This is a genomic window from Thiosocius teredinicola (assembly GCF_002009425.1).
GTDB classification, from domain to species: Bacteria; Pseudomonadota; Gammaproteobacteria; order Chromatiales; family Chromatiaceae; genus Thiosocius; species Thiosocius teredinicola.
Genome location: NZ_CP019936.1, coordinates 255814 through 268194, shown reverse-complemented (window position 1 = coordinate 268194; position 12381 = coordinate 255814). Strand labels below are relative to the sequence as shown.

The following is a 12381-nucleotide window of genomic DNA, read 5'->3' as shown; positions in this document are numbered from 1 at the left end:
CCCCGATTGCATCGGCAGCTGGTTTGCGGGTAGGGTCGAGCCGACGTTTTTGCGCACTTCGACGATGACGAATCTGTTTGCACTTCTGCTGGTAGGCGGCCTGGTATTGGTCTGGCTCGATGGCGCGCGAGCGCGGGAGTTCGCCACGACCCTGGCGCGCCGTTACTGTCAGAACCGTGGATTGCAGTTTCTCGACGAGACCGTGTCGTTGGTGCGCATGGGTATCCGCTGGTCGGACAAAGGCCTGCGCATCCGCCGCATGTTCCGCTTCGAATTCAGTCTTGAAGGTGTTGGCCGGCGCGTCGGCTACGTATTGATGCTCGGCACACAGCTCGAGAGCATCGACGACGGCCTGCCGCATATCATCGAAGGTGAAGCGGAGGTGGAAACAGAAACGCCGGCGGCACAACCCGACGGCGAGAGAAAGGTGATTCCGTTTCGCCGCAAAGAGCGCTGAGCCCGGCTACTTGACCACCTTCAGGGTGGGCCGCCCACCGCCGCTGTTCGGAGGTGTCGTGGGCTTCGGTGGTTCCGGCGAGTCGTCCGTCTCTTCCGGAAACAACATGCCTTTGCCGTTCTCACGTGCATACACGCCCAGTACCGCCTCCGGCGGCAGGGATATCGCGAACGCCTTTCCGCCGAAGCGCGCCTCGAAGGCGATCAGGTCGTTGCCCAAAGTCAGATCGCGAACCGCATTGGGGCTCACATTGAGCACGATCCGACCTTCCTCGACGTAGCGCGTCGGTACATGCACCGAGTCACGGTCGGCATCGACCAGCAAATAGGGCGTTAATTCGTTATCGACCAACCACTCGTACAGTGCACGAATCAGATACGGACGATTGGATGTCATAGAAACTGCACCAACAACTAGCGGCGCATCTCGCGCTCTTCCTCGGTCAGGCTGGCGATGAAGCCGTTGCGCGTGAAGAGACCACCGGCATAGGTGTTGACCTGCTTGGCCGCGGTGCCCGTCAGTTCGACGCCCAGCGCCGGCAGGCGCCACAACAACGGCGCGATACTGGCATCCACAAGGGTGAACTCGTCACTCATGAAAAACGGCTTGTGGGCCAGCACAGGGGCTGCCGCGGTAAGACCTTCACGCAGTTCCTTGCGCGCCTTGGTGGCCGCCTTGCCGCCGCCCAGGATCTGGTCGACCAGGCCGTACCAGTCATTCTCAACGCGGAACATGTACAGACGCGCGCTGGCGCGCGACACCGGATCGACCGGCAGCAACGGCGGGTGCGGGAAACGCTCGTCCAGGTATTCGCAGATGATGCGCGAGTCGTACAGGGCCAGGTCGCGATCGACCAGCGTCGGCACCGTACCGTAGGGATTCAGGTCCATGACGTCTTCCGGCAGATTGAGCGGATCGACGTCGACGATGTCGCAGGTAACGTTCTTTTCGGCCAAAACCATCCGGACCCGATGGCTGTACAGACTCTGGGGATCTGAAAACAGGGTCATCACGGATCGGCGAGCGGCGACTGCGGTCATCAATGTTTCATCTCCAGATCGTTACCGGCCGATGGGTGATCCGCCGGACACTAAAAAAGGCGCATAGTATATCAGACTATGCGCCTTTCTTTACGGACCGGCCGGTGGCGGTCAGTGGACGTCTTTCCACCACTCCTTTTTCATCAGGTAGGCGATGACACTGAAGACCACCAGGAACAGGATGACCCAAACACCCATCCGCTGACGCTCGAGCTTCATCGGCTCCGAGATGTACGCCAGGAAGGTCGCGAGATCACGCGCCACCTGATCGTACTCGGCAGGAGTCAGGCTGCCCGCCTGCACCATTTCCAGCTTTTCGACAACGCGTTCCATGCGGTAGCCCTCGCCCTTCTCGTCGGCCATCGACTTGGCGGCGGCCTCGGTATCGAACGACTCGACGGCGTGGCCGTCATGCATGACGTGGTACTTGTAGATGGGCTTTTGAATACCCTGGAGATCCCACAACACGTGCGGCATGCCCACATTCGGGAACACCGTGTTGTTGACGCCCATCGGACGTGACGAATCGATGTAGAAGCTCTTCAGGTAGGTATAGATCCAGTCGGCACCACCGTGCTTGATACGTGCCGTCAACGCCAGATCAGGTGCCGGGGCGCCGAACCATTTGCCGGCATCGTTCTCCGGCATGGCGATGGTCATCAGATCACCAACCTTGCTATCGGCGAAGATCAGGTTGTCCTTGATGTCGTCCTCGCTCAGTCCGACCTCTTTGAACAACTGGTAACGGACATACTTGGCCGAGTGACAACCCATGCAGTAGTTGGTGAACAGCTTGGCACCACGTTGGATAGCAGCGTGGTTGTTCAGATCGATATTGGCCTGCTCAAGATGAACCGCGCCACCAGCGGCCAGTGCCGACAGCGGCGCCAAAGCCAGAGTCAAAACAGCGATCAGCTTTTTCATTTGGTTACCCTCTCCGGCACCGGCTTGGTCTTGTCCAACTTGCTGTAGATAGGCATCAGCAGGAAGAACGCGAAATACAGCGCGGTGAATATCTGCGCCAGCAACGTCAGCAAGTCGGTCGACGGCTGCATACCCAGCCATGCCAGGACGACGAACGAGACGACGAACACGGCGATCGCAATCTTGAACAGAATGCCCTTGTAGCGGATCGACTTGACCGGGCTACGGTCGAGCCAGGGCAGGAAGAACATGATCAGAATCGCGGCGAACATCACAATGACGCCCGGGAACTGCGAATTGAACATCGGCGGTACCGCACGCAACATCGCGTAGAACGGTGTGAAGTACCACACGGGTGCAATGTGCTCCGGCGTCTTCAGCGGGTTGGCCGGCTCGAAGTTCGGCGGCTCGAGGAACAGGCCACCGAAGTCCGGCCAGAAGAAGATCACCGCACAGAAGAAGATCAGGAACACCCCGACGCCGACGATATCCTTGACCGAGTAGTACGGGTGGAACTGGATGCCATCAAGCGGGATGCCATTCTCATCCTTGTTCTTCTTGATCTCGATACCGTCGGGGTTGTTCGAACCCACCTTGTGCAGCGCGACGATATGCACGAACACGAGCGCAGCCAGGATAAACGGCAGCAGGAAGTGCAGTGCGAAGAAGCGGTTCAAGGTGGCATCGGAGATGACGTAGTCACCACGAATCCAGATCGACAGCGGCTCACCAATGCCGAATGGCACCGCAGCGAACAGGTTGACGATAACCTGCGCACCCCAGTACGACATCTGGCCCCACGGCAACAGGTAACCCATGAAGGCGGTGGCCATCATGACCAGGTAGATGATCACACCGATGATCCACAGCAGTTCGCGCGGTTTGCGGTACGAGCCGTAGATCAGCCCACGGAACATGTGCAGGTAGATCACCAGGAAGAATGCCGAAGCACCCGTCGAGTGCATGTAGCGAATCAACCAGCCGTAGTCGACATCACGCATGATGTATTCGACCGAGGCGAAGGCTTCGGCAGCGGAAGGCTTGTACAGCATCGCCAGCCACACACCGGTAACGATCTGGTTGACCAGCACCAGCATGGCGAGCGAGCCGAAGAAGTACCAGAAGTTGAAGTTCTTCGGCGCGTAGTATTGCGCGAGATGCTCATTCCAGACCTTGGTGGCCGGGAAGCGCTCATCGATCCAGTTCATGAAGCTCATGCGGCACCTCCCTCAGAAGCGTCGATCCCGATCATAATCAGATCGTCAGACAGGTAGTGATGTGGCGGGACTTCGAGGTTGGTCGGCGCCGGAACACTCTTGTAGACGCGTCCGGCCAGGTCGAACTTCGAACCGTGGCAGGGGCAGAAGAAGCCACCTTTCCAATCGGCGCCCAGGTCGGCAGGGGCCAGATCGGGACGATAGGTCGGCGAACAGCCCAGATGGGTGCAGATACCGATCAGCACGGCGTACTGCGGTTTGATCGAACGCGTATCGTTCTTGCAGTACTCAGGTTGCTGCGGCACTTCGGAATTCGGGTCAGCGAGTCTGTCGTTCAGTGAGGGCAGGTCGTTCAGCATGCTCTCTGTACGATTGACCACCCAACACACCTTGCCGCGCCATTTGACGTTGATTTTTGCGCCCGGCTCGAGCTTGCTGATATCCACCTCTTCCGGTGCACCAAGGGCCTTGGCGCGCTCGGATGGATTCCAGGACATGATAAACGGCACGGCAGCAAAACCGGCACCCACCGCCCCGACAACCGCAGTGGTGGCGGTCAGGAAACGGCGTTTCTTGAGGTCTACGCCTTCTGAACTCATGGATTGACTCCCACAGACCCGAAATTGCGGGGAAATACGCGCAACCGCTTTCGGATCGATTTAAGAATATGCTGAATTTCCCCAAACGACCGCGGATTCTCCAACATGGGCTTTCCCCGGTCAAGGAAGGGGTATCTCCAAAGGGTGTCTGACGCCTTTATTCGCCGCCGGGTTGACGCCGATCAGACGCAGGCGCCGCTGGCGGCGGGTCTCCTGACCTACGGCTGGGCGCCGCCCAAGTGGCGGGCGTCGCTGCCCAGCGAGGTCAGGCTTCCGCCGTCCCAGGGCCTATGTGGATCACCCGATCGGATACGTAGCGGTGTGGTGGCACCACCAGGTTGAGCTTGGAAGGAACGCCTTGCAGGACGCGGCCGGCCAGATCGTAGCGCGATCCGTGGCACGCACAATAGAAACCCGTGAAATCCGCCGGCCACAGGCCCTTCCACTCCGGCTTGGCCGGTGTATAGGTCAAATAACAGGTCAGATAGGTGCAGATGCCGACATAAACGCCGTACTGCGGCACGATGGAACGCGAGCGGTTGCGGCAGGTATCCGGCTGCTGCGGCGCCGCAGACTGCGGGTCGAGCAGTCCAGGTTCCAGCGTTTCAAGCGAGGCCAGCATGGCTTCGGTGCGGTGGATGATCGACACGGGAAAACCGCACCAATCCACATCGAGACGCGCACCGGGCTCGATGTCGCCGATATCGACGTCGATCTCTTGATTACAGGCCTTGGTATCGGCCAGCAGACTCCATGCTGCCGCGGAGGACTCACGGCTGAGACACGCCGCTCCAAGCAGCGAAAACGAACGTGCCAGAAATCGGCGTCGCCCCGCTCCGTCGGTTGAATGTTGCAATCCGGCCTCCTCTGTCACTGTCATTGCGACGCTCTCGAATCAGCCCGCGAGGGTAGCACTTCGCGATATCGTTTTGCGGACGCCGTCCCGCCGACAGCCTTCCTAGACTGGGTTGTCGATGTCGATGAATTGATGGGCAACGGCGAAACGATCGGCCAATTCTGCGCCCAGTGCCTGAACGCCGTAACGCTCGGTGGCGTGGTGGCCGGCAGACAGGTACAGAATGCCCAGTTCGGCAGCCTGGTGGACGGTCTGTTCGGATATCTCGCCGCTGATGAAGGCATCAAACCCGGCCGCCGCCGCTTGCTCGATCATGCCCTGAGCGGCACCGGTGCACCATGCAATGCGACGCACAGACCCTTGCGGCCCGACAACCAGCGGTGCCCTGCCGAGGGCCGAGTCGACCCTGCTCGCCAGATCTTCGCTGGTGAGCGGGCGCGCAAGCTCGACACCCCACAGCAGCCCACCGGCCGGCGTCCCTGTACCGAACCCCAGCTTGATACCGAGTTGGTGGTTGTTGCCCAGTTCGGGGTGGGCATCCAGCGGCAGATGGTATGCCACCAGGCTCAAGTCGTGACGCATCAACGCCTTCACTCGCCGCCCCTTGATACCCACCAAAGGCGCTGCCTCCCCTTTCCAGAAGTAGCCGTGGTGCACGAGCAGCATGTCGGCGCCGACATCCGCCGCGGCGTCGATCATTGCCTGGCTGGCGGTGACGCCTGAGACGATGCTGGAAACCTCGGCCGCCCCCTCGATCTGTAGACCATTGGGGCAGTAGTCATCGAAAGCCGAACTGTCGAGACGCTGGTCGCAGTAACTGACGATATCCTTCAACAACGCCATAAAGTTCAAACACCTGGGGTGGATCGCCTCATGCTAGTGTATGCGCATGAAGTGGTACCGCGCATTCACCTTTATTTTCACGTCGATCGCGACCGGTCTGGCCGCCGCATTTCTGGTGGTGTTGATTCGCCCTGACCTGGTAATGGGCAACGGCGAACTCAGTGCCCCCACGCCCAAACCCATATTGCTCGAGCGCAGCGGCGGCCCGGTGTCGTATGCCGACGCGGTGCAACGCGCCTCCGCGTCGGTGGTCAACGTGTTCGCCACCAAGATCACCCAGCAGAAGGCCCACCCGCTGTTCGACGACCCCCTGTTCAAACGCTTTTTCGGGGATCAAGCGAGCCGACCGCGCTATAAGCGCCAGAACAGCCTGGGCTCTGGCGTCATCGTCGACAGCAATGGCTATGTGCTGACCAACAACCACGTGATCGAAGGCGCCCGCGAGATCCAGATCGTGCTCGATGACGGCCGCAGCATGCCGGCGCGCATCGTCGGTACCGACCCGGAGACCGACATCGCGGTATTGCAGACGGCCGGCGACAACCTGTCGATCGCATCCCTCGGTTCATCGGACGAAATGCAGGTCGGCGACGTCGTCATGGCGATCGGCAACCCATTCGGCGTCGGCCAGACGGTGACGATGGGGATCGTAAGTGCGACCGGCCGCAACCAACTCGGCATCACCGATTTCGAGAACTTCATCCAGACGGATGCAGCGATCAATCCCGGCAACTCCGGCGGCGCGCTGATCAATGCCGTCGGCGATGTCGTCGGCATCAATACCGCCATCTTCTCGCAGAGCGGCGGCTCTCACGGCATCGGTTTCGCCATCCCGATTCAATTGGCGGAACAGGTCATGAAGCAGATCATCGACCATGGTCGCGTGATTCGCGGCTGGCTCGGCATCACCGGCCAGGACCTCACCCCCGCGCTGGCCGAATCGCTGGGAATATCATTCCGCAAGGGCATTCTGGTTTCCGGGGTGCTCGAAGACGGACCTGCAGACAAGGCCGGATTCAAACCCGGTGATGTGATCATCGAGATCGACCGCAAGCCGGTACTCGGATCGCAAAACATGCTGAATACAATCGCCGACAAACCGCCCGGCGAACCGATGACGATAACCGTTTATCGTGAAGGCCGTGAACACCAACAGGTAGCGATCGTCGGCGAACGCCCGACGCTAAAGAGTCGCTAGATTCTGCCGATTTTTATTCACAACATCGTCAACCTGTTGGTTCAGGTGCGATCAAGGGCCATGCGCTTTTGGGATCTACTGCAAAACCCGGATAAAAAACGGGACAAAGTCGCTATTGAAATCGACGTCGCTGCCGACGTTTTGGAGGAATGCCCGGTATGTCGGGGCATTTCGGACAAAGGACGAGACGATCGGCTACCGGTAGCCGATCTGCTCGCGCACCAGCGATTCGACAGTAACGATCCTTCGATTGCGATATTCCATGGCGACAGGAACGATTTGCTGCAACGCTTGCGCACCGTTCGACGAAAGTTCAACTACCACTGTACCTGCCAGGAAGCAGGCTAAGCTGAGGTCTCTTAATGTCGATTTCTTTTAGGCAAACTGCAATTGCTGCTCGCCTTGCGTGCTTTACGGTCATTCTGCTCATGGCATCAGCAGGCAGCAGCGTTTTCGCTGCAGAAGACCAAGAACAGCAATTGAAACAGTATCAGGATGATTGCCGACTGGAAGGCGAGGCCAGCGGATTGACCGGCTCCCATCTGGATGAGTACATACAACAGTGCGTGGAAGAGCTGGCGGACGTCGAGATGACCAATATCCACAGCGACAAATAGTCGCGTACGTCGTTCAGTGACGAATCAACGCCAACGACAATACCAGTAGCGCACTGGCCGCAGCCCACGATCCCAGCACACGCAAGCCGATCTGCTGCCATGCCCGCTTGCTGAAGAACTCGGCGAACATCATCGCGTACAGCAGCAGCAGATAGACGCCGATCACCGTTCCGAGCATCGCGGCGAACCAGCCGCGCCCGCTGAGATCTGACTGCTGTGAATCGAGACCGATCATCGCACCCAGCAGCACAGCTCCGACCGCGATCACGGCGACCACGTACTCACGCGCAAGGGCGACCAGCAGACCGACGACAACCGCCATCGACAGCAGCCCCGGTTCCAACCAGGCCGCGGTCCACCATAGACTGCCTGCCAGACCGGCAAGCAGCCCAAAAAGAAAGGCCAGCGCGACCGACTGCACCCGATGCACCTGCTGTTGCCCCAACAGTATGCCAAAGCTGAAAATCGCCAACGCGTGCGCCGGCACGAACAGGGGATGCAGCAGGCCTACGTAAAAGTTGTCCAGTCCTTTGATCGGGCTGTGGGCCAGGGCCACGCCCGGCAACACCAGCAACGTCAATCCGCAGACAACAGCGCGGATTACCGTCATACCACGCCGGTCAAAAAGCCTACACCGGCAAGCGCGATTGCGCCGCCACCGGCGCGTACGGCCATCCTGCCGGCCGGCCAATGCGCCAGCAATCCGAAGGCGATGCCGCTCAGGTGCAGCAAGCCGGTAGCAATCACAAAGCCCAGACTGAAGGCGAGCGGATTGGCCGCGTCAGGCAGCTCGGTGCCGTGCGCATGCCCATGAAAAATAGCGAATACCCCAACGACGATGGCTGCCACCCACAACGGTGGTCTGGCCGCCAATGCGACCATCACGCCGAGCACGATCGCCGAGGTGGCGATACCGGTTTCGACTGCCGGCAGGTCGATGCCGGCCACGCCCAACACCCCACCGAACGCCATGACCAGCGGAAAGACGACCGGCAATACCCAGATAGCGGGACGCCCGAGAAATGCACCCCACAGGCCAACCGCGACCATCGCTGCCACATGATCCCAACCGAGGATCGGGTGCATGAAGCCACTGGCGAAACCGCCGACAACACCAGCGCCTTCGTGCGCCACCGCGGCGCCACAGGCGAGCATCATCAATCCGGTTACAAATAAGCCTACTGCTCTACTCATGAAAGTTCCTCGTACGGCGTCAGATGGCCTTGGCGACCGCTTGCATCTCGGTTATCAGTTTGTCGCTCTCGGCCGGCGTCCCTACCGTCGGCCGCAGGCAATCGTCGAGCAACGGGTGCGCGCCATCGAGATTCTTGACCAGCACACCTCGGTCGCGCAGACCCGTAAACCAGTCCACGGCCTGTCCCTTCGGCGTGCGCACCAGCAAAAAGTTCGCCTCAGAGGGAAACACCTGCAGGCCGTCGATCTCTCTTAATGCTGCAGCCAAGCGACCGCGTTCGCGGCGGATCGCCTCTGTCTGCTCGTCGAACACCGCCTTGTGACGCAACGCGAAATCCGCGCTCGCCTGGGTCAGCACATTGATGTTGTACGGCAGGCGCACCTTGTCGAACTGATCGATCCAGGCCGCCGGCCCGGCCAGCAAGCCGAGCCGCAAGCCGGCCAGCCCCATCTTCGACACGGTGCGCATCACCAGCAGGTTGTCGAATTCGCCGAGACGCGACATGAAGGTGGCGTCGGTAAACGGGGCGTAGGCCTCGTCGATCACGACCAATCCCGGTGCGGCGCGAATGATCTCCTCGACCGCCTTCGCGTCGTACAAGTTACCGGTGGGGTTGTTCGGATAGGCAAGAAACACGACCGCCGGCTGGTGTTCGTCCATCGCCTGCAGCAATGCCGGCAGATCGAGGCTGAAATCCTGTGCGTTCAGCGGCGCACCCACGTAACGCATGCCGCAGAACGTGGCGATCATGCGATACATGACAAAGCCGGGATCGACCGACAGCACGCTGCGCGAAGGGCCGGACAGGCTCATCGCGATCATCTGGATGAGTTCGTCCGAGCCGTTGCCGAGCAGCACCCGCATATCGGCCGGCACCTGCATCGCCTCTTTCAGGCGCTCGCTGAGCACGCGCGCGGTGGGGTCCGGGTAGCGGTTGACGTCGGTGTCGCGCAGCAGTGCAGCCCAGGCATCGCGCAGCTCGTCCGGCCAGGTGTAGGGATTCTCCATGGCGTCCAGTTTGACCATGCCTTGCGCCGGTTGCACGTGGTAGGCGCGCAACGCCAGGATCTCGGGACGAACCCAGTTTTCGACCAATCTATTGAGCTCGTCAGTCATGACAGACACGCAGACATCGGTTGCAGAAAACAAAAGTGTATCAGGCCGCCGGCTCAGCGGTGGGTGTCGCGGCGCACCGGCGTGACCGCCATCAAGCCGATGAAACCGACCAGCGATAGCGGGGCCAGCCATTTGCTGGTGTCGAACAGGCGACGCCAGCCCGTGTTGGCCTGCTTCACGACCTCGAAGCGATCGACGTAGACCGTTTCGCAGGCACCGTTGCCACCGTCTGTGCGCACCGTGCTGGTCTTGCGATAAAAGCCGGTGGCCGGGTTGCGGTACTCGGCAAGGTAGCCGCTGAACCGCACCTGGTCTCCGGGCCGGGCCGCCAGGATCGCCGCCTGCACCTCCGGCCGGTCGGCCAGCAGGTGGTTGTTCGACAGCTGGTCTTTCTGAAACAGACGCCCGACCTCGCTGTTCGGCCACGAGGCCCAGCAGGTCCAGGTGGTATTGTCGAAGCCCATCTGTTGGTACACGGCAGATCGGACGTTGTCGCCCCAGATCACGCACAGGTCCTTTAGATTCAGATAATCCTGCCAGTCATCGTGGTGATAGATATCCCACCACGAATCAGCGTGGTGCATGCTGACCACCACGCCATCGAGCTGGTATCGATACAGGGGCGCGATCTGGTAGGCCGTATTGCCGGCATTGACTGCAAACGGCGCCTTCTCGACCTTCGCCTGACGCGGCTCTTCCTCGATGTGTTTGTCGTAGAAGCCTGGATCAGGCAGCGCATCGCGGTTCCACCAACCGATCGCGAGCCCGAACAGACTGGCTACGAACAGCCATTTCAGCAGCTTCTCCAACAGCCCGAGCAACGTCATCTTGCGTCCCTGTCGCGTCGACGATCGCGCTTGGCAGAAAGACTACGACTCGGCGATGCGATACTCGGCCGAGCGAGCATGCGCCTCCAGCCCCTCACCACGCGCCAACGTGGATGCCGTTTTTCCAAGCACCTCGGCACCGGCTGACGACACCATGATCAGACTTGAGCGCTTTTGAAAGTCATAGACACCCAATGGCGAGCTGAAACGCGCGGTACGCGAGGTCGGCAGCACATGGTTCGGACCAGCGCAGTAGTCACCCAGCGGTTCGGATGTATAGCGGCCCATGAAGATGGCACCGGCGTGACGGATCTTCTTCACGTAAGACTGCGGGTCTGCGATCGACAGCTCGAGGTGTTCCGGGGCGATGAAGTTGCATACCTCCGCCGCCTCATCCAGGTCGCGGCAGACGATCAAAGCACCACGCGTGCGCAGCGCGGTCTCGATGATCTCTTTGCGCTGCATGTCTGGCAGCAGTTTGTCGATGCTGCGCTCCACCTGAGCGACGAAGTCGGCATTCGGGCACAACAGGATCGACTGCGCATCTTCGTCGTGCTCGGCCTGCGAAAACAGGTCCATCGCGACCCAGTCGGGATTGGTATCGCCATCGCAGATCACCAGGATTTCGGACGGCCCGGCCACCATGTCGATGCCGACCTGACCGAACACAGTGCGCTTGGCCGTAGCCACGTAGATGTTGCCGGGGCCGACAATCTTATCGACCGGCGGGACGCTCTGCGTACCGTAGGCCAACGCAGCCACCGCCTGGGCGCCGCCAACCGCAAAGACCCGGTCGACGCCGCATACGTGGGCCGCGGCCAGCACCAGTTCGTTGAGCTCGCCACGCGGTGTCGGCACCACCATGATCAATTCACCGACACCAGCGACCTTGGCCGGCAGCGCATTCATCAGCACTGAAGACGGATAGGCCGCCTTGCCACCGGGCACATACAGGCCGACGCGATCGAGCGGCGTCACCTGCTGACCGAGCACGGTGCCGTCTGCCTCGGTGTAGGTCCAGCCTTCCATTTTCTGCCGCTCGGCATACGCGGTGACACGCGCCGCCGCGTGACGCAGCGCCTCCTGCTGAGCCTCGGGTATCGTCTCCCAGGCCTGCTTCAGCCGGTCGAGCGAGATCTCAAGATCTGCCGGCGATTTCGCCTCCCAGCCGTCGAAGCGATTGGTGAACTCGACCAGTGCCGCATCGCCGCGCGCGCGGATGTCGGCGATCACGTCATGCACGACCTGGTTGACGCCACCGTCGGATACCGACTCCCACGCCAGCAGCGCATCGAGTTGTGACTGAAAATCTGCGTCCGCAGTATTGAGCTTTCTGATCTCGGCCATGGCCTTAGCTTCCGATAGTGACCGGTGTTCACCGGTGAAACGACAAGGATACAAAATTCGACAACCCGGCAACGCGAAGGTGCTGCCCAGGTTCAGGGAATGTCCGCTGCCGACACTTTATCAGCGGCGGCGCAGACGTGCGGCG

The 12381-nt window shown here is 60.6% G+C and carries 16 protein-coding genes; 4 read left to right on the top strand and 12 right to left on the bottom strand.

Annotated features, from left to right (window positions below):
- Window positions 1–64 precede the first annotated feature (64 nt).
- Window positions 65–457 (top strand): DUF3301 domain-containing protein, encoded by a 393-nt coding sequence (locus B1781_RS01270; RefSeq protein ID WP_078121865.1) that lies wholly within the window; start codon window positions 65–67, stop codon window positions 455–457.
- 6 nt (window positions 458–463) lie between these two features.
- Here B1781_RS01270 and B1781_RS01265 read toward each other — a convergent pair whose 3' ends face one another.
- The 7 genes from B1781_RS01265 to B1781_RS01235 all read right to left on the bottom strand — a co-directional run bounded on the left by B1781_RS01265 (window position 464) and on the right by B1781_RS01235 (window position 5936).
- Complete coding sequence (locus B1781_RS01265) at window positions 464–853, bottom strand: ClpXP protease specificity-enhancing factor (RefSeq protein ID WP_078117947.1); 390 nt, start codon at window positions 851–853, stop codon at window positions 464–466.
- 17 nt (window positions 854–870) lie between these two features.
- The gene (locus B1781_RS01260; RefSeq protein ID WP_078117946.1) at window positions 871–1497 is read right to left on the bottom strand and encodes a glutathione S-transferase N-terminal domain-containing protein; all 627 of its coding nucleotides are present in this window, start codon (window positions 1495–1497) and stop codon (window positions 871–873) included.
- A gap of 111 nt (window positions 1498–1608) precedes the next feature.
- Complete coding sequence (locus B1781_RS01255; RefSeq protein WP_078117945.1) at window positions 1609–2421, bottom strand: cytochrome c1; 813 nt, start codon at window positions 2419–2421, stop codon at window positions 1609–1611.
- A complete protein-coding gene (locus B1781_RS01250) occupies window positions 2418–3638 on the bottom strand; it encodes a cytochrome b (protein ID WP_078117944.1) in 1221 nt (406 codons plus the stop codon). The genes B1781_RS01255 and B1781_RS01250 overlap by 4 nt, the downstream gene beginning before the upstream one ends.
- Window positions 3635–4237, bottom strand: coding sequence for a ubiquinol-cytochrome c reductase iron-sulfur subunit (petA, locus tag B1781_RS01245; protein WP_078117943.1), 603 nt, complete (start codon window positions 4235–4237; stop codon window positions 3635–3637). Before petA (B1781_RS01245) ends, B1781_RS01250 begins: the two co-directional genes overlap by 4 nt.
- Window positions 4238–4502: 265 nt before the next feature.
- On the bottom strand, window positions 4503–5117 hold the full coding sequence (gene petA, locus B1781_RS01240) for a ubiquinol-cytochrome c reductase iron-sulfur subunit (protein WP_078117942.1): 615 nt from the start codon (window positions 5115–5117) through the stop codon (window positions 4503–4505).
- Between the two features lie 78 nt (window positions 5118–5195).
- Window positions 5196–5936 (bottom strand): Nif3-like dinuclear metal center hexameric protein, encoded by a 741-nt coding sequence (locus tag B1781_RS01235; protein WP_078117941.1) that lies wholly within the window; start codon window positions 5934–5936, stop codon window positions 5196–5198.
- Window positions 5937–5982: 46 nt separating this feature from the next.
- Between B1781_RS01235 and B1781_RS01230 the strand changes: the two genes are divergently transcribed.
- The 3 genes from B1781_RS01230 to B1781_RS01220 are packed head-to-tail and all read left to right on the top strand — an operon-like array spanning window position 5983 to window position 7751.
- Window positions 5983–7134, top strand: coding sequence for a S1C family serine protease (locus B1781_RS01230; RefSeq protein ID WP_078121864.1), 1152 nt, complete (start codon window positions 5983–5985; stop codon window positions 7132–7134).
- A gap of 60 nt (window positions 7135–7194) precedes the next feature.
- Window positions 7195–7482, top strand: coding sequence for a hypothetical protein (locus B1781_RS01225; protein WP_078117940.1), 288 nt, complete (start codon window positions 7195–7197; stop codon window positions 7480–7482).
- Between the two features lie 14 nt (window positions 7483–7496).
- The gene (locus tag B1781_RS01220; RefSeq protein WP_125931812.1) at window positions 7497–7751 is read left to right on the top strand and encodes a hypothetical protein; all 255 of its coding nucleotides are present in this window, start codon (window positions 7497–7499) and stop codon (window positions 7749–7751) included.
- A gap of 13 nt (window positions 7752–7764) precedes the next feature.
- Here B1781_RS01220 and B1781_RS01215 read toward each other — a convergent pair whose 3' ends face one another.
- Genes B1781_RS01215 through hisD form a run of 5 tightly spaced genes read right to left on the bottom strand, consistent with a single transcriptional unit; the run spans window position 7765 to window position 12236 of the window.
- Window positions 7765–8361 carry a HupE/UreJ family protein gene (locus tag B1781_RS01215; protein WP_078117938.1) on the bottom strand — a complete coding sequence of 199 codons (597 nt, stop codon included), beginning with the start codon at window positions 8359–8361 and terminating at the stop codon, window positions 7765–7767.
- A complete protein-coding gene (locus B1781_RS01210) occupies window positions 8358–8945 on the bottom strand; it encodes a HupE/UreJ family protein (protein WP_078117937.1) in 588 nt (195 codons plus the stop codon). The genes B1781_RS01215 and B1781_RS01210 overlap by 4 nt, the downstream gene beginning before the upstream one ends.
- Before the next feature lie 19 nt (window positions 8946–8964).
- A complete protein-coding gene (gene hisC, locus B1781_RS01205) occupies window positions 8965–10062 on the bottom strand; it encodes a histidinol-phosphate transaminase (protein WP_078117936.1) in 1098 nt (365 codons plus the stop codon).
- Window positions 10063–10115: 53 nt separating this feature from the next.
- Entirely contained in the window at window positions 10116–10889 is a 774-nt protein-coding gene (locus tag B1781_RS01200; RefSeq protein ID WP_078117935.1) for a hypothetical protein, read from the bottom strand.
- Between the two features lie 42 nt (window positions 10890–10931).
- Window positions 10932–12236, bottom strand: a complete 1305-nt coding sequence (gene hisD, locus B1781_RS01195; RefSeq protein WP_078117934.1) for a histidinol dehydrogenase — start codon at window positions 12234–12236, stop codon at window positions 10932–10934.
- Between the last annotated feature and the right edge of the window lie 145 nt (window positions 12237–12381).

Bases quoted from the DNA above. Each gene is read 5' to 3' on its own strand.
- B1781_RS01220 (WP_125931812.1), top strand. From the start codon at position 7,497: ATGTCGATTTCTTTTAGGCAAACTGCAATTGCTGCTCGCCTTGCGTGC.
- B1781_RS01265 (WP_078117947.1), bottom strand. From the start codon at position 853: ATGACATCCAATCGTCCGTATCTGATTCGTGCACTGTACGAGTGGTTG.
- petA (WP_078117943.1), bottom strand. From the start codon at position 4,237: ATGAGTTCAGAAGGCGTAGACCTCAAGAAACGCCGTTTCCTGACCGCC.
- hisC (WP_078117936.1), bottom strand. From the start codon at position 10,062: ATGACTGACGAGCTCAATAGATTGGTCGAAAACTGGGTTCGTCCCGAG.
- petA (WP_078117942.1), bottom strand. From the start codon at position 5,117: ATGACAGTGACAGAGGAGGCCGGATTGCAACATTCAACCGACGGAGCG.
- B1781_RS01210 (WP_078117937.1), bottom strand. From the start codon at position 8,945: ATGAGTAGAGCAGTAGGCTTATTTGTAACCGGATTGATGATGCTCGCC.
- B1781_RS01235 (WP_078117941.1), bottom strand. From the start codon at position 5,936: ATGGCGTTGTTGAAGGATATCGTCAGTTACTGCGACCAGCGTCTCGAC.
- B1781_RS01260 (WP_078117946.1), bottom strand. From the start codon at position 1,497: ATGACCGCAGTCGCCGCTCGCCGATCCGTGATGACCCTGTTTTCAGAT.
- B1781_RS01225 (WP_078117940.1), top strand. From the start codon at position 7,195: ATGCGCTTTTGGGATCTACTGCAAAACCCGGATAAAAAACGGGACAAA.
- B1781_RS01230 (WP_078121864.1), top strand. From the start codon at position 5,983: ATGAAGTGGTACCGCGCATTCACCTTTATTTTCACGTCGATCGCGACC.
- B1781_RS01200 (WP_078117935.1), bottom strand. From the start codon at position 10,889: ATGACGTTGCTCGGGCTGTTGGAGAAGCTGCTGAAATGGCTGTTCGTA.
- B1781_RS01255 (WP_078117945.1), bottom strand. From the start codon at position 2,421: ATGAAAAAGCTGATCGCTGTTTTGACTCTGGCTTTGGCGCCGCTGTCG.
- B1781_RS01250 (WP_078117944.1), bottom strand. From the start codon at position 3,638: ATGAGCTTCATGAACTGGATCGATGAGCGCTTCCCGGCCACCAAGGTC.
- B1781_RS01270 (WP_078121865.1), top strand. From the start codon at position 65: ATGACGAATCTGTTTGCACTTCTGCTGGTAGGCGGCCTGGTATTGGTC.
- B1781_RS01215 (WP_078117938.1), bottom strand. From the start codon at position 8,361: ATGACGGTAATCCGCGCTGTTGTCTGCGGATTGACGTTGCTGGTGTTG.
- hisD (WP_078117934.1), bottom strand. From the start codon at position 12,236: ATGGCCGAGATCAGAAAGCTCAATACTGCGGACGCAGATTTTCAGTCA.